The sequence below is a fragment of the Pseudomonas sp. Pseusp11 genome, from assembly GCF_047304405.1.
In the GTDB taxonomy this organism is placed as follows: Bacteria; Pseudomonadota; Gammaproteobacteria; order Pseudomonadales; family Pseudomonadaceae; genus Aquipseudomonas.
This window is the reverse complement of record NZ_JBGLZF010000001.1, coordinates 264284-288923: the sequence shown is the minus strand read 5'-3', so window position 1 is coordinate 288923 and position 24640 is coordinate 264284. Positions and strand designations below refer to the sequence as shown.

Sequence of the window (24640 nt, the reverse complement as noted above, 5' to 3'; positions counted from 1 at the left end):
TGTTTACCAAGGAGTTTTCCGTTTCGACTGCGCCGGAAGTGGGGCGAATTATAGACGTCCAGAATCTGCCGTCAACCCCTGATTACGCTTTTCTATCAGGATGTTCAAAATCCCTGCTTATATATAGACGCAACCGTAACGAATGCGCAGTATATTGCCCAACACATAACACACTACTCTCGTTTCTCACCTCGGACGATGCCACGCAATGAATGACCACCCCCGCAGCCTTGCCTCGACCCTGTTCTCGGTAGGCCTGCTCTTGATAGCCATGGCATCGATCCAGTCCGGAGCCTCCCTGGCCAAAAGCATGTTCCCGGTTATCGGCGCTCAAGGGACCACCACCCTGCGGCTGATCTTCGCCAGCGTGATCATGCTGCTGCTATTACGCCCATGGCGCGCGAAGCTCACCGCAAAGTCCCTGCGCACGGTAATTGTCTATGGGATGGCGCTGGGCGGCATGAACTTCCTCTTCTATATGTCCTTGAACACTGTCCCTCTGGGTATCGCGGTAGCCCTGGAGTTCACTGGCCCATTAGCGGTCGCTATTTATGCCTCACGTCGGGCGATCGACTTTCTGTGGATCGCTCTGGCAGCCGTGGGTTTACTGCTGTTGATTCCGACTGGCGCCACGAGTGCCGGTATTGATCTGGTTGGCGCAGGCTATGCCCTTGGCGCCGGTGTCTGCTGGGCGTTGTACATTCTGTTCGGCCAGAAGGCCGGTGCCGACAATGGCGTGCAGACCGCCGCATTGGGCGTGATGATTGCTGCACTGTTCGTAGCCCCCATCGGTATCGTCCATGCTGGTGCTGCACTGCTGACCCCCTCGCTGATTCCCGTGGCCATCGGGGTCGCGATTCTGTCCACTGCCCTGCCCTACACCCTGGAGATGGTCGCCCTCACACGGATGCCGGCCCGGACCTTCGGCACATTGATGAGCATCGAACCCGCGTTCGGTGCGCTGTCCGGCCTGTTGTTCCTCCATGAATACCTTTCCCTGTCACAGTGGATGGCAATCCTGTGCATCATTCTGGCGTCCATCGGCGCAACAATGACCATGGGGAGCACCGCCAAGCCCGCAGTTGCGGCGGATTGATACGAGATTTGACGAAGGTCTGGTATTTGCCGCTCAATTAGGCCATGTTTAGGTCACGTAACTCAGTGTCAGACATGGACTTTTTCAGATAGGGATATCAGAACGCTTCAAGCAAAAGCGAATGCAGGCAGACCCGGGCACAAAGATCCGGAGCCTCAATAAGGACAGCAATGAAACGAATTTTGATACTGATCGCCGTGCTTGCAGTTGCGGGCTGCGCGGCGACCTCGAAAACCCAGATCAAACACGGCAAGAAAGGGCTGCATATCAACTGTTCCGGGCTGTCGTCCTCCTGGGACCAGTGCTACACCAGCGCTGCCAACTCGTGTGCGCCCAAGGGTTACAAGGTGATTGCCAAGTCAGGGGATGCGGTCGAAGAACCCGGGGATTATCCGTTTGGCCTTAACCCGGCCGGCTATACCAGCCGCAGTATGATCGTCATCTGCAAATAACCTTCCACGCCTGTCGGCTTGCTTAGCCCGATAGGCGCCTCGCCCGGGATGCTGCTAACGTTCGTCAGTCACTGACTGTTCAGCAAAGGGCGACATCCATGACCACCGCTATCAATAACAAGAAAATCGTATTGGTCGTCGGCGCAGGCGATGCCACCGGCGGCGCCATCGCCAAGCGTTTTGCCCGGGAAGGCTACGTCGCCTGCGTCACACGTCGCAGCGCAGACAAACTTCAGCCACTGGTAGATGCCATCACGATCAGCGGCGGCGAGGCTCATGGCTTTGCCTGCGATGCGCGCAAAGAAGAGGACGTGATTGCGCTCATCGAGCAGATCGAAACCGAGATCGGCCCCATCGAAGCGTTCGTCTTCAATATCGGCGCCAATGTGCCGTGCAGTATTCTCGAAGAAACCGCTCGCAAGTATTTCAAGATCTGGGAAATGGCCTGTTTCTCAGGGTTTCTCAATGCTCGCGAAGTGGCCAAACGCATGGTCACCCGCCAACGGGGCACGATCCTGTTCACCGGGGCCACCGCCGGCTTGCGCGGTGCCGCAGGGTTTGCAGCCTTCGCTGGCGCCAAGCACGGGATTCGCGCCCTGGCCCAAAGCATGGCCCGCGAACTGGGGCCGATGAACATCCACGTCGCTCATGTGGTGGTCGATGGTGCCATCGACACCGACTTTATCCGCGACAGATTTCCGGAAAAATACGCGACCAAGGATCAGGACGGCATCCTCAATCCCGAGCACATCGCCGAAAACTATTGGTACTTACACAGCCAGCCACGGGACGCCTGGACGTTCGAGCTGGATCTGCGCCCCTGGAACGAACGCTGGTAAGCCTTCCCCTACGACAAAAAGAAGAGCACATCGACCATGAGCAAAACCGTGGAGTTCTTTTTCGACCTCGGCAGCCCCGCCACCTACCTGGCCTACACCCAACTGCCGAAAATCTGCGCGCAGACCGATAGTCAGCTAATCTACAAACCGATGCTGCTGGGCGGCGTCTTCAAAGCCACCGGCAACGCCTCCCCGGTGACCATTCCGGCCAAGGGTCGCTACATGTTTCAGGATCTGGACCGCTATGCCAAGCGTTACGGTGTGCCGCTGAAGTTCAACCCGCACTTCCCCATCAATACCCTGATGTTGATGCGCGCGGTCACGGGTATGCAATTACGTCATCCCGAACGCTTTCAGGCGTTTATCGATTGCCTGTTTCACGCCCTGTGGGTGGAAGGGCGCAGCCTCGATGATCCCGCGACCGTTGCCGCCGTGCTGACGCAAAACGGTTTCGATCCGAATGAAGTGCTGGCACTGACCACCGATGAGAACGTCAAAGCCGCCCTCAAGCAGAACACCGAGGAAGCGGTACAACGCGGTGTATTCGGCGCACCGAGCATGTTTGTCGGGGATCAGCTGTTCTTTGGCCAGGATCGGCTGGACTTCGTCCTTGAAGCCCTGCGTGCGCAATAGCCGGACATAACTCAGGCGCTGGAAACAGCGCCTGAATTCAAGCCGATCAAATAGCCGCGGTCCGGGTGTTCAACCACTCAAGGGCCGCGCCATCGAGCAACGGGCTCAGGCGCTCGCGCACTTCGGCATGGTAGCCGTTGAACCACTGCTTTTCGTCTTCGGTCAGCAACGACGGTTCCAGGCAGCGGGTGTCGATCGGGCACAGGGTCAGGGTTTCGAACTTCAGGAATTCACCGAACTCGCTCTTGCCCGCCTCGCGGTTCAACACCAGGTTCTCGATCCGCACGCCCCAGCGGCCCGGACGGTAGGTGCCCGGTTCGATGGAAGTGATCATCCCTGGCTGCATTGCAGTTTGCGGCGCGGCTGCCGCCTGATAGGCGATGACTTGCGGGCCTTCGTGAACGTTGAGGAAGTAGCCGACGCCGTGACCGGTGCCATGACCGTAGTCGACACTTTCGGCCCAGATCGGTGCTCGGGCAATGGCGTCCAGCAACGGCGACAGAATGCCCCGCGGGAACTGCGCGCGGGAGAGCGCAATCACGCCTTTGAGTACGCGAGTGCAATCGCGCTTCTGCTCGTCAGTCGGCGTCCCCACCGGCACCATCCGCGTAATGTCGGTAGTGCCGCCCAGGTATTGGCCGCCGGAGTCGATCAGCAACAGGCCGTCACCCTCGATGACCGCGTGCTCTTCTTCGGTGGCGTGGTAATGCGGCATCGCACCGTTGGCGTTAAACGCAGCAATGGTGTTGAAGCTCAGTGACACATAATCCGGACGCCGGGTGCGGGCCGCGGTCAGGTGTTCGTCGATGGTCAGCTCGGTGATGCGCTCACGCCCCCATGCCGCCTCCAGCCAGGCGAAGAATTCGCACAGTGCCGCGCCATCCTGCTCCATGGCCCGACGGATGTGCTCGGCATCGGCCAGGCTTTTTTGTGACTTGGCCAGGGTGGTCGGGTTCAGGCCTTCGACCAGTTTCACATCACTGTTCAAGTTATCCAGCAGACCCGCCGTGACCCGCGCCGGATCGACTTGCAGGCTCGCGCCGCTTGGTATGGCGCGCAAGGCGGTGGCCACTTCGCTGTAATCGCGCAGGGTCACGCCGTCCTGTTCAAGGATGGCACGCAGCTCGGCGCTGACTTTACTCAGGGCGACGAACAAGGTGGCCTGTTGCTGGCTAATGAGCGCGAAGGACACAAACACCGGGTTGAACGACACATCGCCGCCACGCAAGTTGAACAGCCAGGCGATGTCATCGAGGGTGGCGATGAAATGCCAGTCGACACCGCGCTCTTTCAACACGTCACGCAGCTGGGCGAGTTTTTCGCCACGGCTGACGGTCGCCTGAGGCGGTAAATGTTGATAAATCGGCTCGTTCGGCAAGCTCGGGCGATCACTCCAGACTTCGCTCAGCAAATCGATGTCAGTGCGCAGACGTGCGCCGCGTTCTTGGAGTTTGCAGCTCAGGGTACGCGCCGACGCCACGGCCATCACCGCGCCATCGACTGCAACGACACCGCCTTCAGGCGTTTGCTCGGCCAGCCAATCAAGCGGGCCGGGTTGACCCGGTTGCAGCTTGACCAGCTCGATACCGCTGCCCTTGAGTTCCTTGCTCGCTTGTTCCCAATAGCGGCTGTCGGCCCAGACGCCGGCGAAATCCGGCGTGACGATCAGCGTGCCGACCGAGCCATGGAAACCCGACAGCCACTGCCGCCCCTGCCAATAGCCCGGCAGGTATTCCGACAGGTGCGGGTCGGCCGACGGCACCAGCAGAGCATGAATGCCCTCCCGGCTCATCAGCTCGCGGGTTTGCGCCAGGCGCCGGGGTACCAATCCATTGATCGAAGGCTGCGTACTCATCGTGTCTCCTGCTAACCACTTCATCATTATTGTTGGGTGCCGATCAGAGTCGGCGCTTAAGGACCTGTCGCCCAGAATGCCGGAGCACTGGCGGCGGCCGTTTTGATCAGATGCGCAGCCTGGTCGATATCCTGCTCGGTGGTGAAACGCCCCAGGCTCAAACGAATGGTGCGACTGGCCGAGCGTGCGTCATGCCCCAACGCCAGCAGCACATGGGATGGTGCATTACTGGCGGAGTTGCAGGCCGACGTCGCGGAAAATGCAATCGAGGTGCTCAACGCCGCGGAATTGAACTCGCCTTCGTTGAAAGTCAGGCTCAAGGTATGGGGAATGCGCTGGGTCGGACTGCCATTGACGCGAATACCGGGAATGCTCAGCAGCTGATCGAGCAAGCGTTCACGCAGGCGCACGATGGTGGCTTTTTCTTCATCGAACAAAGCGGCCGCCAGGGCGAAAGCGGCGCCCATGGCTGCGATCTGGTGCGTCGCCAGAGTACCGGAACGCAACCCGCCCTCATGACCGCCGCCGTGGATCTGCGCTTGCAGGCGCTGTTGCGCGCGAGGCCCGACGTACAGCGCGCCGATGCCTTTGGGGCCATAGACCTTGTGCGCCGAAAATGACATCAAATCCACCGGCCACCGGGCCAGGTCGATCGCTACTTTGCCCGCGCCCTGAGCCGCGTCAACGTGGAACAACGCATCGCGATCACGCACCACCTGGCCGATGGCCGGGATGTCGTTGACGGTGCCCAGTTCGTTATTGACCAGCATCAGCGACACCAGAAAGGTGTCTTCACGCATCGCCTCGCTGACTGCTTGCGGAGTTATCAGGCCTTCGGCATCGGGCACCAGATACGTCACGGCAATGCCGGCATCCTGCAATTGTTTGGCGGTGTCGAGAATTGCCTTGTGTTCAATCTGGCTGGTGATGATATGGCCGCCGGACACACCGCGGGCCTGGGTAACGCCCTTGAGTGCCAGGTTGTTGGATTCGGTGGCTCCGGAGGTCCAGACGATCTGCTCGGCCTGGGCGCCCACCAGTTCGGCGACCTGGCGCCGTGCGTGCTCGACCGATTGCCGGGCCTGTTGACCGAAGGCATGGGAGCTGGACGCTGGATTGCCGAAGTTACCCGTGAAGCCCAGACACTCAACCATCACCTTGATGACCCGCTCATCCACCGGCGTGGTGGCGGCGTAGTCGAAATACAACGGACGTTTATTCATAGAAGACTCGCAGAGCGTGTTCCGGGATCAGGAAGCTCGTCACTGGAAATATCAAAGCGCCGCCTTATGAGCGGTGCCGAATTTGCAGAACGATAGCAATACCTGATCGGAGGCCGTTAAAGAAGAACAACTTCATTTAAAAGTGCGTAGGAACGCTCCTGAAGTCGAGCTTAACAGGCATCGGGTAACCGGTTGAAGCAATGCGTCAGCTAAAACTTTCAAGCAACAACGGATACATGGAAGCCACCAGCAACAAGGCCATGCCCCAGTTGAACAGGCGTAGCCAGCGGCGATCGCGCAGCACATTGCGCAACAGCGTGCCACAACCAGCCCACACACCGACGCTCGGCAGGTTGATCAGAGCGAAGACCGCGGCAATCACAATCACATTGGTGAAATAGCCCTGCATTGGCGTGTAGGTGCTGATGGCACCGATGGCCATGATCCAGGCCTTGGGGTTGACCCATTGAAACGCCGCCGCGCCCAAATAGCTGATCGGCTTGCCCTCGCCCTGCTCACCCTCGGCGACCGGCCCGGAATGCGCAATCTTCCAGGCCAGGTACAGCAAATACGCCGCGCCGAGATAACGCAACACGGTGTAAAGCAATGGATAGGTTTGAAACACAGTGCCCAGGCCGAAACCGACGGCCACCACCAACACGAAGAAGCCGCAGGTAATGCCCAGCATGTGAGGGATGGTGCGGCTAAAGCCGAAATTCACGCCCGAGGCCAGCAACATGGTGTTGTTCGGGCCGGGGGTGATCGAGGTGACAAGGGCGAACAGGGCAAAGCCCAGCAGCAGGTCGAGCGAGAGCATGGGGGGCAGTCCATCAGAGTCAGTCAGGTGTTGACCCTATCGCACGCCTAGAGGGAAACCCATGGACAGTTGCGTGAAAGTTCGAGCAGTACAGTTGTCGCTCAGCTTTGGCGACCGCGCAGCTGTACTGTGCGCTCGGCGTTCATCTCGCCCTGCTTGTCAAAACTGATCGATTTGGTCGGCTGGCCGAGCAATTCGGCTTTCTTCGCGTGGTACTCCTCGAAGGACAAGCCCCGACGATTCAAGGCTTCCAGCGCCAGTTCCCGGGTTTCTTCAGCGGTGTAGGGGCGTAGTTCCGGTGAAACATGACTGGCGCATCCGGCGAGGACGGAAACGGCGAGCAACAGGAAAGTGGCGAGTAGAGTTTTCATTTCGAGCGTCCGGATAGCTGGGTTCGGGGCAATGAACACAGGCTACCGACGCGCCCCAACGGGCAGAAATCAATGCTCTCGATAGTGGGTATCGGGAATTGGTGAACTGGCAGTGAACAAGCGTAGCGCCACAGAGAACCTGTCGATCCAGGTTCTTACCGCTGATGCACCAAAATTACAGTGCAGCGTGTTGTCGTGACTGCGGCTACTCGTCGGGCACTCGGTTGTAGCGAAGGGGCTGACCTATAGTTATCCGACCGGAAAACGGCGAAGGAACACCTTAACTCCACAACAATAAAGGGAGAACCGTCATGAGCGTCAAACCTATTCCAGAGGGTTATCACAGCATCACCCCTTATCTGGGCATTCAGAAAGCTGCCGAAGCCATCGACTTCTACAAGAAAGCCTTTGGCGCCACCGAAGTCATGCGCCTGGCCATGCCCGACGGCGGCATCGGGCACGCCGAACTGCGTATCGGCGATAGCCCGATCATGCTGGGCACACCCTGTGACCAGGGGCCCTTGAGCAACCCGGACAAATCGCCGTCCGTGGGCCTGCATTTGTATGTGAACGATGTGGACAAGTCCTATAAACAGGCCATCGATGCCGGTGCCACGGTGGTGTCCGAGGTCAAGGATCAGTTTTATGGCGACCGCACGGGGACCTTGAAGGATCCCTATGGGCATGTGTGGTTTCTGGCCACGCGCAAGGAGGATCTGACGCAGGAACAGATCGAACAGCGGGCGAAGGAGATGTTCAAGCAGGGTTGATAGCTTCGGTATGTGATCAGGCCCCATCGCGAGCAGGCTCGCGATGGGGTCATCTCATTTAACATCAATATTGGCTGTTCCCACACAGCGCAGAAACACGAAACATTTACTTTCATATCCCCTTTCGGGATTTCCGATGCTCATACGTCTTATTTAGATGCAGCCGGTCGCGTAGGCAAAAGCCACGACCGGGCCTTTCATGGACCTCAACGCTGGGAAGCCCGCAGCAGAGGTCCTCTCATCGAAACAAGACCTTTAATCATGTCGAAGAAATCCCGCTCAAAACTCTGGTTTCTGGTCCATAGCTGGCTGGCCCTGCCCATCTGGTTCTTTGTATTGATCGTCTGTGTGACCGGCACATTGGCGGTGGTCAGTCAGGAAATCGTCTGGCTGGCCAACCCGCAAATGCGCGCCAGCCCGCCTTCGGACGACGCGCCGCTGCTCAGCTATGACCAGATCATCGCCGCCATCAAAAAGGCTGAGCCCCAAACGCTGGTCGAAAGTATCAACCGTCCCGACGAGTCGCATTTTGCCCTGGATGTGAAGGTCAGCTACCCGGACGGACGCTCGGTGACGGTCTATGTGAACCCCTACAGCGGGGCGATTCAGGGCACCGCTCCACCCTTCAACTTCCAGGCCTTCACTCGCGCGCTGCATGGCTGGTGGCTGGTGCCATTCACCAACGGCTACAGCTGGGGCTGGTATCTGGTGTCGTTCCTCGGCTTGCCGATGCTGGCTTCACTGGTGACGGGGCTTGTGGTCTACAAACGGTTCTGGAAAGGCTTCTTGCGACCGACCCTGCGCATTCGTCATGGTGCGCGGATTTTCTGGGGCGACTTTCACCGGCTCAGCGGCATCTGGTCGATCTGGTTCATTGCGGTGATTTCCGTCACCAGCACCTGGTTCATGATTGAAGCGATCCTGTTCGATAACCATATTTCGATTTCCACCGCGCCGGTCGCCCCCGTCGTCCCGCGTGAGAGCGTGCCGCTCACCGCCGATGGCGCACCGGCTCCGATGATCAGCCTGGAAAGCGCGATCCGCGAGGCCAAGGAACGCATTCCCGGTCTGGAAGACAGCTCTGTCAGCCTGCCCGCGAATGCCTATAGCCATCTTTTGGTGAGCGGGCGCAGTTGGTACCCGTTGATCTACCAGAGCGCCGAGGTCAACCCTTACACCGGTGACATTTCCGCCACGCGCCTGCTGTCGGATCGTTCGGGTCTGGAGCTGGTGACCGAATCCATGCGTCCGCTGCACACCGGCGATTTCGGCGGTATCTGGATCAAACTGATCTGGTTCTTCTTCGGCCTGATCCTGAGCATGATGGTCCTCAGCGGCCTGTTGATCTGGACCAAACGCACCGCCCTGGCCACGGCCAACGCGCTCAAGCGCAGCAACAAGCGTCCACGGGTTGCGATGACCGCCCAGCCCGCCCCAGCCATGAGCCGCGAAGCCACGGAGGGCAGCCGATGAGCCAGGTCGCAACAGAAAAACCGCGCTCGCCGCTAAGCCGCTTCTGGCACACATGGCGCTTCCACATCAACGTGCTGCTGTTGCTGGTGCCGCTGGGGTTCATGCCCAAGTACTTCGCCGACGCAGCGCTATTTCGCGGTGACACTGGCCTGGGTGAGCGTGAAGTCGGTGAAGTTCAGGTCGGCCCCTGGAGCCTGCGCCTGGCCGAATTGCGCGACGCAGCCCCGGTATCCGATGGGCCGGCCGGCTACTTGAAGCTCTTCAATGCTGCGCTCTGCGACAGCTGTCGCGATCAGGTCAAGGCGACTTACCTGCGCATTGGCAAACCACGCAGCCTGCGCGCAGCCGGGGTGATTTTCTTCGGCACGCCCTACAACATGGGCGCCGCGCTGCCGGTACCTGAAAAGACCAAAAACGACGCCGAGCTGTGGATCACCATGGAAGGCTGGGACGGTGCCATGCATCAAGCCTCCATCCCCCTGAGCCAGGCATCCCCGGCCACCGTCGCATGGCTGAACAGACAAGGAGGCAAACCATGATCAGCGTTTTTCGCCCCGTTTTACTGGTGCTCTGCGCCGCCTTCAGCGCCAGCGCCCTGGCCCACAACCCGATGTGCGAATGCAAGGCCATCGACGCCGAACAGATCCGTTGCACGGGCGGTTTTTCCGACGGCAGCGGCGCGCCGGGCGTGACCCTGGATGTGATCGGCTACGACGAAACCATTCTGGTGCCAGGCAAGCTCGGCGCCGATTCGACCCTGACGTTCAAGAAGCCCGGCGCCGAGTTCTACGTGCTGTTCGACGCCGGTCCCGGCCACGTGGTCGAGATCGACCAAGCCGACATCGAGGCGCCCTGAACATGAGCATGACCACGCCAACCACCCAAGTGGTGCGCCCGGCCGGTGCCGGCCATGAAACCCTCTATGTGTTGCTGTTGTGCCTGATGATCCTGGCGGTGGCCGGCTCGGTGGTCGCCTGGCGCGGCGAGTCCCGTGAGGTGAGCAGCGTCGGCAGCCATCAACTGGATGCCCGCCGCGACCTGAGCGCATCCGAGCAAGGTATTTACGCAGACCTACGGGTCACGCTGGATGAAATCCATCTGTTGCGCGAGGAACAACAAGTACTACCCACACCCGCCACCCTCGCCGATGAAGGTTTCGCGCCGTTTGCCCGGGACGCCAGTTCCGTCAGCCGTGGCGGTCATGCCTGGCAATTGCTGGACGCCAAGGCGTACTTCGGCCAGAGCCAGGCACCCACCGTGGCCGGCTCGTTTCTGATGCGTTTGACCGCTGACGACGATGCGCCAGACGTCTGGCTCAACCGCTCCAAAGCCCTCGCGCCCCCGGCTGATCTGACTGACGCCGCGCTCGAAAGCGCCGGCTGGCGGCAGATCGTTGCGCAATTCGATGCTGGGGTCACCCGCCAGCATCGGCACTGAACCCTCGCCCTCACCCGAGAGAAGACCGCTTTCCCATGCCTAGTTCATCTCAACGTCGTTTTTTGCGCCTGCTGCTGGTCGGCCTACTTGCCTGTTTGCTGACGCCGCTGGCCAGTGCCGACCAGGCCAAGCACCTGCGCATCGGCATCACCCTGCACCCTTATTACAGCTACGTGGCCAATATCGTCGGCGACAAGGCCGAAGTGGTGCCGTTGATCCCGGCCGGTTTCAACCCGCACGCCTATGAGCCCCGCGCCGAGGACATCAAACGCATCAGCGGGCTCGACGTGATCGTGCTCAACGGTGTGGGCCATGACGACTTCGCCGACCGCATGATCGCCGCCAGCGAAACCCCGAATATCAAAGTAATCGAAGCCAACGAAAACGTGCCGCTGCTAGCCGCCACCGGTGTCGCCGCTCGCGGTGCCGGTAAAGTGGTCAACCCGCACACGTTCTTGTCGATCAGCGCTTCGATTGCCCAGGTCAACAACATTGCCCGCGAGTTGGGCAAGCTCGACCCGGCCAACGCTAAAACCTACACCCAGAATGCCCGCGCCTACGGTAAGCGCCTGCGACAGATGCGCGCCGATGCCCTGGCCAAACTGACCCAGGCGCCGAACGCCGAGCTGCGCGTGGCCACGGTCCATGCCGCCTACGACTATTTGCTGCGTGAGTTCGGCCTGGAAGTCACCGCTGTGGTCGAGCCGGCCCACGGCATCGAACCCAGCCCCAGCCAGCTGAAAAAAACCATCGATCAACTGCGGGAACTGGACGTGAAAGTGATCTTCTCGGAGATGGATTTCCCCTCCACTTACGTCGAAACCATCCAGCGCGAGTCCGGGGTGAAGCTGTATCCGCTGTCGCACATTTCCTATGGCGAATACACCGCCGACAAGTACGAAAAGGAAATGACCGGCAACCTCAACACCGTGGTTCGGGCGATTCAGGAGTCAGGCGCATGACCGCTCAAGAAACCCTGACCGTACAAAGCGCCGGCCCGACGCTGGATTTCGCCGAAGTCAGCCTGACACTGGGTCGCACGACAATCCTCGACAACGTGACTTTTCAGGTCCGACCCGGCAGCGTGCATGCCCTGGTCGGCCCCAACGGTGGCGGCAAGAGTTCGCTGATCAAGACCCTGCTCGGGCAGATGCCGCATCAGGGCCGTTTGAGCCTGCAATGGCCCGGCGAACCAGGGACGATCGGCTACGTGCCGCAAGCGCTGGAGTTTGATCGCGGTTTGCCAATGACCGTCGACGACTTCATGGCGGCCATGTGTCAGCGGCGCCCGGCGTTTCTCGGTTTGAGCAAGCATTACGCAACAGCCATTGGCGAGGCGCTGGAACGGGTCGGCATGCAGGACAAACGTAATCGGCGCATGGGCGCGCTGTCCGGTGGCGAGCGCCAGCGGGTTTTGCTGGCGCAAGGGCTGATTCCGGCGCCACAGTTGCTGGTGCTCGATGAACCGATGTCGGCGCTTGATGAGGCCGGTATCCAAGTATTCGAACGGCTGCTGGGCGATTGGCGCCAGAGCGGCATCACCGTGCTGTGGGTCGAGCATGATCTTGAAGCCGTCGCACGTCTGGCAGACCGAGTCACCGGACTCAATCGCCGGGTGTTGTTCGATGCCACGCCGAAACAGGCGCTGACCCCGGAGCGACTGCTGACCCTGTTCTCGACCCATCCCCGGAGCGCTGCCTGATGAGTTACGAAGCCTTTCGTTTGATGGTCCAGGGTTGGGCCTCGTCGGGTTACCTGCCGGAAGCGCTGGCCTATGGATTTGTGGTCAACGCCCTGCTCGCCGGATTGCTGATCGGCCCGGTGCTGGGCGGCTTGGGCACGCTGGTGGTGGTCAAGCGTTTCGCGTTTTTTTCCGAAGCGGTGGGTCACGCGGCGTTGACTGGCGTGGCCATCGGCATTCTGCTCGGCGAACCTTACACCGGGCCTTATGGCAGCCTGTTCGGTTACTGCCTGCTGTTCGGGATCTTGCTGAACTACCTGCGCAACCGCACGGGTCTGGCACCGGATACGTTGATCGGCGTGTTTCTGTCGGTATCGTTGGCGCTGGGCGCGAGCCTGCTGTTGATTCTGGCGGGCAAGATCAACGTACACATTCTGGAAAACGTGCTGTTCGGCTCGGTACTGACGGTCAACGGCAACGACCTGCTGGTACTGGCCATCGTCGGCTCGCTGGTCATGGCACTGGCCCTGCCGCTGTACAACCGCATCATGCTCGCCAGTTTCAACCCGCAACTGGCGGCGGTACGCGGTGTGGCGGTGAAAACCCTGGACTACCTGTTCGTGATCCTGGTGACGCTGATCACGGTGGCAGCGGTGAAAGTCATCGGCGCGATTCTGGTCGGCGCCCTGCTGGTGATTCCAGCGGCGGCCGCGCGGTTGCTCAGCCAGTCGTTGAAGGGTTTTTTCTGGTGTTCGGTGCTGATTGCCACGGTGAGCACCTTGTGCGGAATTCTCGCGCCGATTGTCTTTGACCTGCCCATCCCGTCCGGTGCCGCGATCATTCTGGTGGCCGGTATCGCCTTCGCTCTGGCCGCGATCGCTCGCGGCATCGTCCCAAGTCTGAAAGGGAACCTCGGATAAATGTGTTTTTCTCTGCGTCAACTGACCCTGGCATTGACCTTCACATTGCCCCTGTGCGGTCTGGCCAATACTTGCGCTGCGGCGGACAGCGCCAAACCGCTGCACGTGCTGGCGTCCTTGCCGATCACCTATGGTCTGGGCGAAGTGTTGCTCAAAGGCACCGAAATCAAACTGGAACGGGCCGCTCCAGACAATCTGCCCGGCAGCCGACAGACCGCCTATTTCACCGGTCGTGGCGCTCCGGCGCTGGCCAAGCTGGCGACCGACGCCGATGCCGTGATTGGTCTGCGTTCCCTGTGGGCGGATGATCCGCTGTACCCGATATCCCGGCGCAGCAATATTCGTATCGTCGAAGTCGACGCCGCCCGCCCGGTGGACGGCGCCCTTCCCGGCATCGCCGTGCAGCCCGGCAGCAAGGTCGACGGTTTGAACAGCCAGCCGTGGCTTTCCAGCAACAACATGGGGCGCATGGCAGACGTGATGGCGGCGGACCTGGTGCGCCTCGCGCCGGCGGCCAAACCGACCATCGAGGCCAATCTGGCAGCGCTCAAGCAGCGCCTGCTCAAGCTCAGTGCCGACAGCGAAGCGCGGCTGGCCAGTGCCGATAACCTGAGCGTGATGAGCCTGAGCGATCATTTCGGCTACCTGATCGGCGGCCTCAACCTGGAGCTGATCGGCCTCGATGCACGGCCGGATGCCGAGTGGACGCCTGAAGCGCTCAAGCAGTTGAGTGCGACGCTCAAGGACCATGACGTGGCGGTGGTGTTGCATCATCGACAGCCGTCGGAGGCGGTGAAAGCGGCGATCTCGCAGGCAGGCAGTCGGTTGGTGGTGTTGAGTGTCGATGCGGCGGATCCAGTGGCCGAGTTGGAGGATAATGTGGATTTGGTGATCACCGAGTTGAGCGGTAAACCTGCCACCTAAGATCAAAAGATCGCAGCCTTCGGCAGCTCCTACAGAATTTGTGTCCAGCCGATGTTTCACGGTTGTACGCGATTCCCATGCAGGAGCTGCCGAAAGCTGCGATCTTTTGATGTTAAAAAACCCGCTGACTGTCACCAGTTCAGCGGGTTTCTTTTTGCGCGGCGACTCAGTGAGCCACGGCCGCCTGCTCTTCCATTTTCTGGCGCAGGCTCAGTGGACGCATGTCAGTCCAGACCTCTTCGATGTAGGCCAGGCATTCCTTTTTCAGGCCGCTCTTGCCCACGGTGCGCCAGCCTTGTGGCACGGCTTTGTAGTCGGGCCAGATCGAGTATTGCTCTTCGTGGTTGACCACGACCTGAAAGAGGATGTCCTCGCGGTCGAATACTGACGTCATGCTGTCTCTCCATCGCTATAGGGTGGGCTGCACACCGTGCGCAGCCGTTATCTAGAAGGAACGTTAAAGGCGCTGAAAAATTTAGAGGCTGGCGACGGCTGCGGCCATGGCCCTGCCGAAAATGTCGGCCACCCGATCGATTTCGGCGGCGGTGATCACCAACGGCGGCAGGAAACGCACGACACCGCCATGACGCCCGCCCAGCTCGAGGATTAACCCACGCTTGAGGCATTCGCGCTGCACCAACGACGCCAGACGACCGAATACCGGTGGATGGCCTTGAGCGTCCGGCGCACCAGCTGGGTCGACCAATTCGACACCCAGCATCAAGCCACGTCCGCGAATGTCGCCCAGCTGCGGGAAGTCCCGCTGCAGGATGTGCAGGTGTTCGCTCAAGCGCTCGCCCATGGTGGCGGCGTGCTCGCAAACCTTGTGTTCGGTCAGGTAGCGCATCACCGCAGAGCCTGCGGCCATGGCCATCTGATTGCCGCGGAAGGTTCCGGCATGGGCGCCCGGCAGCCAGGTGTCGAGCCAGTCGCGATAGACCACCACCGCCAGCGGCAGGCTGCCGCCGATGGCCTTGGACATCACCACCACGTCCGGAATGATTCCGGCGTGCTCGAAGGCGAACATCCTGCCGGTGCGGGCAAAGCCGCTCTGAATCTCATCGACGATCAGCGCCACGCCGGCCTGCTCGGTGATGCGCCGCAAACCGCGCAGCCAGTCGAGATCGGCCGGAATCACCCCGCCCTCGCCCTGCACCACTTCGACGATCACCGCAGCCGGCAATAGCACGCCAGCCTCTGGATCGTTTAGCAGGTTCTCCAGGTAATTCAGGTTGACCTGCACTCCCTGCACGCCACCGAGCCCGAACGGGCAACGGTAATCGTAGGGATACGGCATGAACTGCACGCCATTGCCGAGCAAGGCACCCAACGGCTTTTTCGGTCCCAGACTGCCCATCAGGCTCAGTGCGCCCTGACTCATGCCGTGGTAACCGCCCTGGAACGACAAGACGGTACTGCGCCCGGTGGCGGTGCGCACCAGTTTCAGCGCGGCTTCCACGGCATCGGTGCCGGTGGGGCCACAGAACTGAATCTTCGCTTCAGCGGCCAATGCCGGCGGCAGCAGACCGAACAGGTCCTGGACAAACCGGTCCTTGACCGGCGTGGTCAGGTCGAGGGTGTGCAGCGGCAGTTCATCGCTCAGCACTTGCTGGATCGCTTCGATCACCACCGGATGGTTGTGCCCCAGGGCCAGGGTTCCGGCACCGGCCAGGCAATCGATGAAACAGCGGCCTTCGACGTCTTCGACATAAATGCCCTTGGCACGCTTGAGTGCCAGGGGTATGCGTCGCGGGTAGCTGCGGGCGTTCGATTCCTGTTGGCTCTGACGGGCCAACAGCGGCGATTCGTTGAACTGATAAAGCGTCTCGGCAGGCGTCGGGACAATCCGGGCCGGCTGATCTTCGATAAGGCTGGTAGCGACTGACATCTCTCGACCCCTGTTGATAGTGACCAAAACTGCACACCGGGCAGGTGCGCATTCCGTTCACCGGGCGCACTTGCAGGTTTTCCTGTTCTGGAAACGCACCAAGGGCTCGAGGATTTAGACCCTCGATCAGCTTTCTATGACGGTGGCGGCAGCGCCTTGTGCATGGGAATGGCGTGGAGCCCCGCCACCGTGAAAGCTTCGGCGCAAACCCGGTAACCCAAGTGGAGATAAAACGCTTCGCCGGTGCGCGTGCTGTTGAGACGTGCCTGGGGCAAACCCTGAGTGATCAACCACGTCTCCAGATCATGCACCAGCGCTTGTCCGGCGCCGCGTCGAAACCATTCCGGCTGCACGTAACAAAACGCAACCTTGCCGCTGATCGCCGCCATGGCGACGCCGACCGGTTTGTCTTGCAACAGAGCGATGTTCAGGTACAACCGCGGGTCGTTCAGCCAGGGCTGCACGTGTTCGATGGTTTTGTTGTGGGTCCAGGTGGCGACCGTTCGTGGATCATTGCGGTGGTCGAGCGCGCAGCCGACGCGAATGGAGCGCTCGACGATCCGGCTGATGATGCCGGCGTCGGCAGACGTTGCCTTGCAGATGTGTATCGATGCAGTCATGGCGCTGTTACCTCAATCCATTGAGTCAAAGCTGCCGAGGACGATAACGCCGTGAGGACCGGGAGGCCAACGGAGAGACGTTACATTTGGTGTGCGACGACATAGACACCCTGTGGGAGCGGTGTCTGTTAGACAGGTTGCAACGGCATCGTCAATTCAACCCGCAACCCATCCGCCCGGCTGTCGAAATGCAGGGTGCAACCGCAGCGCTGGACGATGGCCTGGACAATCGCCAGGCCGAGGCCGCAACCGGTGCTCTGGCCGTTACGCCAGAAGCGTTGGGTCAGGTATTGCAAGTCGTCTTCGGCAATTCCCGGGCCGTGGTCGCGAACCAAAAAGTGCACACGATTGCCATTGGTTTCCAGGCTCAGCTCCACCGCCCTATCGCCCGGCGTATGGCGCAGGGCGTTGTCGAGCAAGTTGCGCAATGCAGCAATCGACAGCACTGCGGGCATTTGCAGCGGCGCATCGGAGAATCTGGCCGGCACCTGAAACTTGATCCGCTGACGATCGCCGCTGGCGGCATCCTGAATCGCCAGTTTCGCCACCTGCTCAGCGCTGCACTGCACGCCATCATCGAACGACAAGCTGCCCTCGACACGCGCCAGCAGCAGCAATTGTTCAAGGGTACGGTGCAGGCGGTCGGCGCCCTCTTCAGCCCGGGCCAGGGACTGATCCCGCGCGGCACCGTCGGTCATGCGCGCCACTTGCAAGTGGGTTTTGATCGCAGTCAGCGGGCTACGCAATTCGTGCGCAGCATCACCGGTCAGGCGCCGCTCGCGCTCGATGGTCTTGCCGATGCGCTGGAACAACTGATTCTGGGTTTCCAGCAGCGGTTGCAATTCGCTGGGCAACGGCTGGATCTGCAATGGCTCCAGAGAATCGGCGCTACGCCGCATCAACGCATCGCGCATACGATTGAGCGGTGCCAGCCCCTGACCGATGCCGAGCCACAACAGGCACAGGCAGCCAAGCAGCGCCACGCCGACCGGCACCGAGGCCGCCAGCAGAATGGACATGTTCAGCGCTTCACGCTCGATCTGCCGGTCGGCGGTGGTGATGCGCACATCGCCCCGTGCCAGGGTGAAACTGCGCCATGGCGCGCCGTCGATAATCTGATCGTGGAAACCCATTTTCTCGGCTTCCAGCGCTTGCTCGGGGTTGCTGTGGCTGCGGGCCAGAATCTCGCCGCGCAACGAGCTGACCTGACAGGCCATGCCGCCGGGGATATTCAGTTGTTCAGCACTGAAATGGGTACCCTCGCCCTTGCTCGGCAATGCCGGAAGTTGCTCCAGTAACCCGGCGACCATCCGCGCCGAGGCAACCAGCCGCTGGTCGAGGGAAAACATCATCTGGTTGCGCAGATCGCTGAGCATCCAGGCGGCGGCCAGGGCCCAGATCAGCGCAAATGCGGCGCCGAGGGTCAGGCTCAGACGCAAACGCAGGCTCATCACTTCGATTCTTCTCCGCCATCGGCCGGCCCCAGGCGATAGCCCAGGCCACGCACCGTCTCGACAATGCCATTGCCGAGTTTACGCCGCAGGTGATGGATATGGACGTTAAGGGCGTTGCTTTCCAGCTCATCGTTGAAACCGTAGACGCTGTCTTTCAGTTGCTCGGTTGAGAGTACGCGACCACGGTTGTGCAGCAAGGCTTGCAACAGCGATTGCTCGCGACGGGAAAGGTCCACGGGCTGGCCGCCCAGCATGGTTTCGCGGCTGCTCGGATCGTAGGTCAAACGACCGTGCTCGATCAGGTTGACGCTGCGCCCCGCCACTCGTCGCAGCAAGGTGTGCAGGCGCGCTGCCAGTTCGCGCAGGTCAAAAGGCTTGAGCAAGTAATCGTCGGCCCCGGCCTGCAAGCCATCAACGCGATCGGTGACCGAATCCCGCGCCGTGAGAATCAACACCGGAATCTCCAGGCCACTGTGACGCAACTGCTGTAACAACTTCAGGCCATCCTCATCGGGAAGGCCAAGGTCGAGCACCATGACATCGAACTCAGCCACCTTGAGCATCGCCCGGGCAGCCGACGCGGTGGCGACGTGCTCGACGGTCAGGCCTTGCGCGGTCAGGCCGGCAACAATACCGCTGGCGATCAGCTCATCGTCTTCGCAAACCAGTACATGCATGGGAGCCCCCAGGACAAAAAAGCGAGTGAAGCAGCTGAGGATTAAGCCGCAATTATGGCAAGGCTCGCCGCTGACGAGAAGCAGCGCTTCCCACACAGGCGTCGCGACCGCTAATCGACGAAGTTGAAAGTGAAGTTCGCTGTTAATGCATGGCCGGACGCCTGCGAGCATGTCGTTTCAAACCGAAACACATTCCATCCTGAAAACATGACAACAGCGTAAAACATCACGCTACCCTAGCACGGCTCCACTCCAGGCCAATAATTACCTGGAAGAAAGTCATTTAAGACCCGAACCATACTTAATTATCTGAAAGGAATCAGATCATGCCGACACTTAAAAATATCGTGACCGTCGATTGGCGTTCAGGAAAAGACAAGATCTACTTCATCTTCAAAGACACCGATACTTATTCCCGCTTTGATATTCCCGATAACAAGGTCTCTGATGGATACCCCTGGCCGATTAAAGAAAATTGGGGGACGCTGGAAAACCACATGCAAAACCTGCGGTTTGGATTTACGACCACGGGCATAACGCTTGATCGTCCCATGGACTTTTCTGACCTCGATATCCTTTGGCTTTTCTATTACGAGCGCACTACGCCGATGGTCTGCGCCTACAATCAGGATACCGATGCGGTGATGCAGACCCGCAAGGTTGAAGACACTAAATGGAAGCTGCTGTTGCCTTATTTCGACCGAATCATTACCGGCACATGGTGGCAGGTAAATCGCAGTTCATTATTTCGATTTATCTTGAACGACGGAAACTCTCTTTATCTGGACTGGGATGAGGTCCCCCAAAATCCGCAAATCGATTATGCCGACGACAAATATGACGACAACCTCTTTAACACGGTGGTGGCGCCCATCCAAACGATTAGACTCGAAGCCATCACAGAGACCACTTGGCCAGGCCTGACCGCCTACAAAGACAGAATTATCACCGGGGTGCAGAAAGATCGCACGTTTGCCGACAACTATTACTATATTTTTCTGACTGACAATCAATACCTGACATACAACATCCCGAAAAACCGTCTGGAGTCTGGTCCGCATTCGGTGAACAACGAGTCCTGGCCAGGGCTGTTGCGCAACTGAGGATTGAAGCTGATGACTGTCCATGAGCGACTTCGTAGACAGCCCGGCGGCGGTTAATCATCGGTTAATCGCCGCCACCCATTGTGCACCTCACTTGCACAGGGATAAGGCTTACCCATGCGTCGACTGTTTCTATTTTTCGTTCTCTTGATCTCGGGTGTAGCCCAGGCAGGGACTAATCCGTTCGAAACCAAACCTGATTTTCTGCCGGTGGAAAAGGCATTCGTCTTCACCTCCGAACGTCTTGATTCAGGTGAAACACAGCTCTATTGGCAGATTACCGACGGTTATTACCTCTATCAGAAGCGTCTGAAATTCGATGGCTTGCTCGGGGAGCAGCATCCTGTATTACCCGAAGGCGAAGTACACAGTGACGAGTTCTTCGGAGAACAACCGGTTTATCGTCAAGGTCTGGAGCTGAAGATTCCGGCCGGTGCCACCGGTCAGATCAAGGTAGGTTTCCAGGGTTGTGCCGATGCCGGCTTGTGTTATCCACCGCAGACTCAGGTCGTGGACCTGGGCGGCAACGTTGCCACTGCAGTGGTCAACGAAGCACCGGATCAAGCCCTGGCCAGTGACCTGCAACAACGGGCGCTGGGCTGGAGCTTGCTGGTGTTCTTTGGCCTGGGCCTGTTGCTGGCCTTCACCCCTTGCTCGTTGCCGATGCTGCCGATTCTGGCAGGGTTGATCGTTGGCAGTGGCGCCACGCCCAAACGCGGTTTTGCCCTGGCCGGCAGTTATGTGATCAGCATGGCACTGGTGTATGCGGCGATGGGCGTTCTGGCTGCATCGCTCGGGGCGAACCTTCAAGCGCTGCTGCAGAATCCATGGCTGTTGGGCAGCTTTGCGGCGGTGTTCGTGCTGCTGGCCTTGCCGATGTTCGGTTTTTTTGAACTGCAATTGCCGGTGGCCATACGGGATCGGCTGGAACATGTTTCACGCAGCCAGCGCGGTGGCAACCTGATGGGCGCCGGTGTGCTGGGGGCCTTGTCCGGTCTGTTGGTGGGACCGTGCATGACTGCCCCATTGGCCGGCGCCCTGCTCTATATCGCCCAGAGCGGCAATGCGCTGCACGGCGGGTTGATTCTGTTCGCCCTGGGCATCGGCATCGGTGTGCCGCTGTTGCTGCTGGTGACCGTCGGCAATCGCTTCCTGCCTAAACCTGGCGCCTGGATGAACCTGCTCAAGGGTGTGTTCGGTTTCCTGTTTCTCGCCACGGCTTTGCTGATGCTGCGTCCGGTGCTGGATGAATCGCTGTGGCTCGGTTTGTGCGGTGGTTTGCTGCTGATCGCCGCCTACAGCGCCTGGAAGCAGTCCCAGGGGTTTGGCCGCGTTGCCCACCTGTTCGGCGCCAGTTCGCTGCTGTTGGGTCTGTGGGGCAGCCTGTTGGTGATCGGCGCGGCGGGGGGCAGTGACGATCCGTATCAGCCATTGCAGGTGTACAGCGCCGGCCGTACCGGCGTTGTCGCGCCGAGCGCTCATGATGCATTCACTACGATCAAGGAGCCCGCGTCCCTGCAACGTGAGCTCGACGCCGCCAAGGCCCAGGGCCAATGGGTGCTGCTGGACTACTACGCCGACTGGTGTGTGTCGTGCAAAGTCATGGAAAAACAGGTCTTCGGCAAACCCCAGGTGCTGGATGCGCTGAGCGATGTGCGCTTGCTACGGCTGGACGTCACCGCCGACAATGCCGCCAGCCGCGAACTGCTCGGCCGTTATAAAGTGCCGGGGCCGCCGAGCCTGTTGTGGATCGGCACCGACGGCGAAGAGCGTCGCAGCCAGCGCATCACCGGCGAGGTCGATGCCGGCACTTTCCTGCAACGCTGGACCACCACCCGAGACGCTCGTTAATGCTGACCTTTACCCTCGGCACCTTTGCCATCGCGCTTAATCACCTGCTGCTGATCAGTGCCCTGGCGCTGGCGACCTTTGTCGGCTGGCGGGTGGCCAAGCGTGGCGGCGAGAACCCGGAATCGGTGCTGTTCAGCCTGTTCCTGTTGGGCATGTTGGCGGCCCGGGTCGGCTTCGTGATTGCCTACTGGGCACATTATCGCAACGACCCGTGGCAGATCATCGACCTGCGCGACGGTGGTTTTCTCGCCTGGCCAGGGGTGGTCGTGCTCTTGCTGGCGGCGTTGTACCGCGGCTGGCGTCAACCGGGCCTGCGTCGGCCGTTGGGCTTTGGCGTGGCCAGCGGCCTGGTGTTCTGGCTGCTGGCGAGTTTCTCCCTGAGTATTTACGAACAAGGCACGCGCCTGCCGCAGATCACCCTGCGCAATGCCGCTGGCCAGACCCTGCAACTCAGCGACTACCAGGGCGGCCCGTTGGTCATCAACCTCTGGGCCACCTGGTGCCCGCCGTGCCGCCGGGAAATGCCGGTGCTGGAGAACGCCCAGCAACAGCGCCCGGACCTGACCTTCCTGTTCGTCAACCAGAGCGAAAGCATGCAGAGCGTCGCCACCTTCCTCGAAACCCAGGGCCTGAGCCTGACCAACGTGCTGTTCGATGGCAGCGGTCGATTGAGCCAGGCCGTGGGTTCCATGGCATTGCCGACTACGCTGTTCTATAGCCCCGACGGGTATCTGTTGGGCAGTCACCTGGGTGAGATGTCGGAAGCCAGCCTGGCCCGCGCCCTGGAACACTTTGACACCCCGAACCCGGCCACCCCGGCCACGCCTTCAAGGAAATTGCCATGCTCCGCCTCCGCTACCTGCTGACACTGACCCTGGGTGCCGCCCTGCTGCACCTGCCGTCGGTACAGGCCGAAGAACTGCCTGAAGCGATCAAGAAGATCGAAGCCAAGGGCGCCAAAATCGTCGGCACCTTCGACGCGCCCGACGGCCTGCGCGGTTATGCGGCGCAGTACCAGAACCGCGGCATGACGCTATACCTGACCCCGGACGGCAAACATGTGCTGCTCGGCAATCTGTACGACGCCGACGGCAATGACCTGAGCAGCGCACCGTTGCAGAAACTGGTCTACGCGCCGATGGCCAAGGAAGTCTGGGGCAAGATGGAAGCAAGCAGCTGGATCGGTGACGGCAATAAGGACGCACCACGGGTCGTCTACCTGTTCAGCGACCCGAACTGCCCGTACTGCAACATGTTCTGGGAACAGGCACGGCCGTGGGTCCAGGCCGGCAAGGTGCAGCTGCGGCACATCATGGTCGGCATCATTCGCGAAGACAGCCCCGGCAAATCCGCCGCGCTGCTGGCCGCCAAGGACCCGCAGAAAGCCCTGGAAGAACACGAGAAATCCGGCAAGGGCAGCTCGCTCAAGGCCTTGAAGGACGTACCACCGGCGGTTCAGGCGAAACTGGCGGCGAACATGAAGTTGATGGAAGACCTGGAACTGGCCGCCACCCCGGCGATTTTCTACATGGATGAAAAGGGCCAGTTGCAACAACAGCAAGGCGCGCCGTCGCCGGACAAGTTGCTGAAGATTCTCGGGCCCAAATAAAGATCAAAAGATCGTCCGAAGGCTCGGGCCGCGTTCGGACGATCTTTTTAATCAAGCGCTACACGGATTTCTGTCGGCCAGAAACTTCAGCAGGGCCTCAGTGACGAACTCGGGGTTCTCCAGACTGGAAATATGCCCCGCCTCCGGCACCAGCACATACGGGCAACCGATCAACTCGGCCATCTCTTGGGTTTCCGATGGCGGCCGAGGTTTGTCCTGGTCGCCGCACATCAACAGCGTGGTTTCAGGGTTCAGCTGAGCCAGGCGCGGCAACAAATCATCACGACTAAACGTAATTCGCCCCATCGGCACGACGCTTTCACGCAGCCGGTTGACTGGCAACGCAGCCAGCCTGGCGCGGAAATCCTGATACAGCGCCGACTGCGGATCGATGCCCGGGCGGAAGAAGATCGGCACAATAATGTCGAGCAGTTGCGGCGCGATCTCACCGCTGTCTTCGATCTGTTTGAACAGCGAGAAGTAATACTGACGAGTCGGCTCCGGTTCGACACCAACGTAAGTATCCATCAGCACCAGCCCGTTGAGCCGCTGCGGCGCCGACAGTGCCAGGCGAACGCCCCACATGCCACCGACCGAAAGACCGACCAGCGTGACGCGATCGATGTCCAGATGATCGAGCAATGCCAGTGCCTGACGCGCCACGTCATCCAGCGACGTCATGCCCTCGGGCATCCGCCCGGACTCGCCATGGCCCCAGAGGTCCAGGGCAATGACCCGATAGTACTGCGACAGCGCCGCAATCTGCGGTGCCCACATGGCCTGGTCCCACAGGTAGCTCCCGGCCAGCAATACCGCCGGGCCCGTGCCTTGATCTATGTAGTGAAGCGCTTGTCCATCAACCGTTACGAAGGGCATCGACTGTCTCCCTGGTGAAAGAGGATCCATTAAAAAACCACGGGAAGCCTGAGCCGCGTGGGCTCGGCAGT

General features: G+C 60.2%; 27 protein-coding genes. 17 read left to right on the top strand and 10 right to left on the bottom strand.

What is annotated here, in order from left to right; genetic code table 11:
• The first annotated feature begins 208 nt into the window (after positions 1-208).
• The 4 genes from rhtA (at position 209) to ACCC96_RS01315 (ending at position 3020) form a co-directional block, all read left to right on the top strand.
• The gene (gene rhtA / locus ACCC96_RS01330; RefSeq protein ID WP_019650605.1) at positions 209-1096 is read left to right on the top strand and encodes a threonine/homoserine exporter RhtA; all 888 of its coding nucleotides are present in this window, start codon (positions 209-211) and stop codon (positions 1094-1096) included.
• A gap of 170 nt (positions 1097-1266) precedes the next feature.
• Positions 1267-1548 (top strand): hypothetical protein, encoded by a 282-nt coding sequence (locus ACCC96_RS01325; protein ID WP_018929955.1) that lies wholly within the window; start codon positions 1267-1269, stop codon positions 1546-1548.
• Between the two features lie 98 nt (positions 1549-1646).
• Positions 1647-2387: an SDR family oxidoreductase gene (locus tag ACCC96_RS01320; RefSeq protein WP_019582472.1), complete on the top strand. Its 741-nt coding sequence runs from the start codon at positions 1647-1649 to the stop codon at positions 2385-2387.
• A gap of 36 nt (positions 2388-2423) precedes the next feature.
• Positions 2424-3020, top strand: a complete 597-nt coding sequence (locus tag ACCC96_RS01315; RefSeq protein ID WP_019650603.1) for a 2-hydroxychromene-2-carboxylate isomerase — start codon at positions 2424-2426, stop codon at positions 3018-3020.
• Between the two features lie 46 nt (positions 3021-3066).
• On the opposite strand, the gene ACCC96_RS01310 is transcribed toward ACCC96_RS01315, so the two are convergent.
• From ACCC96_RS01310 to ACCC96_RS01295, 4 genes are all read right to left on the bottom strand, one after another.
• The gene (locus ACCC96_RS01310) at positions 3067-4875 is read right to left on the bottom strand and encodes an aminopeptidase P family protein (RefSeq protein WP_413694759.1); all 1809 of its coding nucleotides are present in this window, start codon (positions 4873-4875) and stop codon (positions 3067-3069) included.
• Positions 4876-4931: 56 nt separating this feature from the next.
• Complete coding sequence (locus ACCC96_RS01305; protein WP_413694758.1) at positions 4932-6098, bottom strand: cysteine desulfurase family protein; 1167 nt, start codon at positions 6096-6098, stop codon at positions 4932-4934.
• Positions 6099-6303: 205 nt separating this feature from the next.
• Positions 6304-6915 (bottom strand): LysE family translocator, encoded by a 612-nt coding sequence (locus ACCC96_RS01300; protein ID WP_413694757.1) that lies wholly within the window; start codon positions 6913-6915, stop codon positions 6304-6306.
• A gap of 101 nt (positions 6916-7016) precedes the next feature.
• Positions 7017-7286 carry a hypothetical protein gene (locus ACCC96_RS01295; RefSeq protein WP_413694756.1) on the bottom strand — a complete coding sequence of 90 codons (270 nt, stop codon included), beginning with the start codon at positions 7284-7286 and terminating at the stop codon, positions 7017-7019.
• A gap of 311 nt (positions 7287-7597) precedes the next feature.
• Between ACCC96_RS01295 and ACCC96_RS01290 the strand changes: the two genes are divergently transcribed.
• The 9 genes from ACCC96_RS01290 (at position 7598) to ACCC96_RS01250 (ending at position 14491) form a co-directional block, all read left to right on the top strand.
• On the top strand, positions 7598-8056 hold the full coding sequence (locus tag ACCC96_RS01290; RefSeq protein WP_019582478.1) for a VOC family protein: 459 nt from the start codon (positions 7598-7600) through the stop codon (positions 8054-8056).
• A gap of 261 nt (positions 8057-8317) precedes the next feature.
• Positions 8318-9529 carry a PepSY-associated TM helix domain-containing protein gene (locus ACCC96_RS01285; RefSeq protein ID WP_413694755.1) on the top strand — a complete coding sequence of 404 codons (1212 nt, stop codon included), beginning with the start codon at positions 8318-8320 and terminating at the stop codon, positions 9527-9529.
• Positions 9526-10068, top strand: a complete 543-nt coding sequence (locus ACCC96_RS01280) for a thiamine pyrophosphate-binding protein (RefSeq protein WP_413694754.1) — start codon at positions 9526-9528, stop codon at positions 10066-10068. The genes ACCC96_RS01285 and ACCC96_RS01280 overlap by 4 nt, the downstream gene beginning before the upstream one ends.
• Positions 10065-10385: a hypothetical protein gene (locus tag ACCC96_RS01275; RefSeq protein WP_096480815.1), complete on the top strand. Its 321-nt coding sequence runs from the start codon at positions 10065-10067 to the stop codon at positions 10383-10385. Before ACCC96_RS01280 ends, ACCC96_RS01275 begins: the two co-directional genes overlap by 4 nt.
• Positions 10386-10393: 8 nt before the next feature.
• Complete coding sequence (locus ACCC96_RS01270; protein WP_413694762.1) at positions 10394-10966, top strand: DUF6162 family protein; 573 nt, start codon at positions 10394-10396, stop codon at positions 10964-10966.
• 35 nt (positions 10967-11001) lie between these two features.
• Positions 11002-11928, top strand: a complete 927-nt coding sequence (locus tag ACCC96_RS01265) for a metal ABC transporter substrate-binding protein (protein ID WP_413694753.1) — start codon at positions 11002-11004, stop codon at positions 11926-11928.
• The gene (locus tag ACCC96_RS01260; RefSeq protein WP_413694752.1) at positions 11925-12668 is read left to right on the top strand and encodes a metal ABC transporter ATP-binding protein; all 744 of its coding nucleotides are present in this window, start codon (positions 11925-11927) and stop codon (positions 12666-12668) included. The genes ACCC96_RS01265 and ACCC96_RS01260 overlap by 4 nt, the downstream gene beginning before the upstream one ends.
• Positions 12668-13567, top strand: coding sequence for a metal ABC transporter permease (locus ACCC96_RS01255; protein WP_007906536.1), 900 nt, complete (start codon positions 12668-12670; stop codon positions 13565-13567). Before ACCC96_RS01260 ends, ACCC96_RS01255 begins: the two co-directional genes overlap by 1 nt.
• Complete coding sequence (locus ACCC96_RS01250; RefSeq protein ID WP_413694751.1) at positions 13568-14491, top strand: metal ABC transporter substrate-binding protein; 924 nt, start codon at positions 13568-13570, stop codon at positions 14489-14491. It abuts the gene before it with no gap.
• Between the two features lie 166 nt (positions 14492-14657).
• On the opposite strand, the gene ACCC96_RS01245 is transcribed toward ACCC96_RS01250, so the two are convergent.
• The 5 genes from ACCC96_RS01245 to ACCC96_RS01225 form a co-directional block, all read right to left on the bottom strand.
• Positions 14658-14885, bottom strand: a complete 228-nt coding sequence (locus ACCC96_RS01245) for an MbtH family protein (RefSeq protein ID WP_007934245.1) — start codon at positions 14883-14885, stop codon at positions 14658-14660.
• A gap of 81 nt (positions 14886-14966) precedes the next feature.
• Positions 14967-16379, bottom strand: a complete 1413-nt coding sequence (locus tag ACCC96_RS01240) for an aspartate aminotransferase family protein (RefSeq protein ID WP_413694750.1) — start codon at positions 16377-16379, stop codon at positions 14967-14969.
• A gap of 134 nt (positions 16380-16513) precedes the next feature.
• Complete coding sequence (locus tag ACCC96_RS01235) at positions 16514-16999, bottom strand: GNAT family N-acetyltransferase (protein WP_019582487.1); 486 nt, start codon at positions 16997-16999, stop codon at positions 16514-16516.
• 128 nt (positions 17000-17127) lie between these two features.
• A complete protein-coding gene (locus tag ACCC96_RS01230) occupies positions 17128-18453 on the bottom strand; it encodes an ATP-binding protein (protein ID WP_026345973.1) in 1326 nt (441 codons plus the stop codon).
• Positions 18450-19130: a response regulator gene (locus tag ACCC96_RS01225; RefSeq protein WP_018929974.1), complete on the bottom strand. Its 681-nt coding sequence runs from the start codon at positions 19128-19130 to the stop codon at positions 18450-18452. Before ACCC96_RS01225 ends, ACCC96_RS01230 begins: the two co-directional genes overlap by 4 nt.
• A gap of 326 nt (positions 19131-19456) precedes the next feature.
• Between ACCC96_RS01225 and ACCC96_RS01220 the strand changes: the two genes are divergently transcribed.
• The 4 genes from ACCC96_RS01220 (at position 19457) to dsbG (ending at position 23693) form a co-directional block, all read left to right on the top strand.
• Entirely contained in the window at positions 19457-20233 is a 777-nt protein-coding gene (locus ACCC96_RS01220; protein WP_413694749.1) for a hypothetical protein, read from the top strand.
• 117 nt (positions 20234-20350) lie between these two features.
• Positions 20351-22084 carry a protein-disulfide reductase DsbD gene (gene dsbD, locus ACCC96_RS01215; RefSeq protein WP_413694748.1) on the top strand — a complete coding sequence of 578 codons (1734 nt, stop codon included), beginning with the start codon at positions 20351-20353 and terminating at the stop codon, positions 22082-22084.
• Positions 22084-22950: a TlpA disulfide reductase family protein gene (locus ACCC96_RS01210; RefSeq protein WP_019650588.1), complete on the top strand. Its 867-nt coding sequence runs from the start codon at positions 22084-22086 to the stop codon at positions 22948-22950. Before dsbD ends, ACCC96_RS01210 begins: the two co-directional genes overlap by 1 nt.
• Positions 22926-23693, top strand: coding sequence for a thiol:disulfide interchange protein DsbG (gene dsbG, locus ACCC96_RS01205; RefSeq protein WP_413694747.1), 768 nt, complete (start codon positions 22926-22928; stop codon positions 23691-23693). Before ACCC96_RS01210 ends, dsbG begins: the two co-directional genes overlap by 25 nt.
• A 51-nt stretch (positions 23694-23744) precedes the next feature.
• Here dsbG and ACCC96_RS01200 read toward each other — a convergent pair whose 3' ends face one another.
• Entirely contained in the window at positions 23745-24569 is an 825-nt protein-coding gene (locus tag ACCC96_RS01200; RefSeq protein ID WP_019650587.1) for an alpha/beta fold hydrolase, read from the bottom strand.
• Positions 24570-24640: the final 71 nt, after the last annotated feature.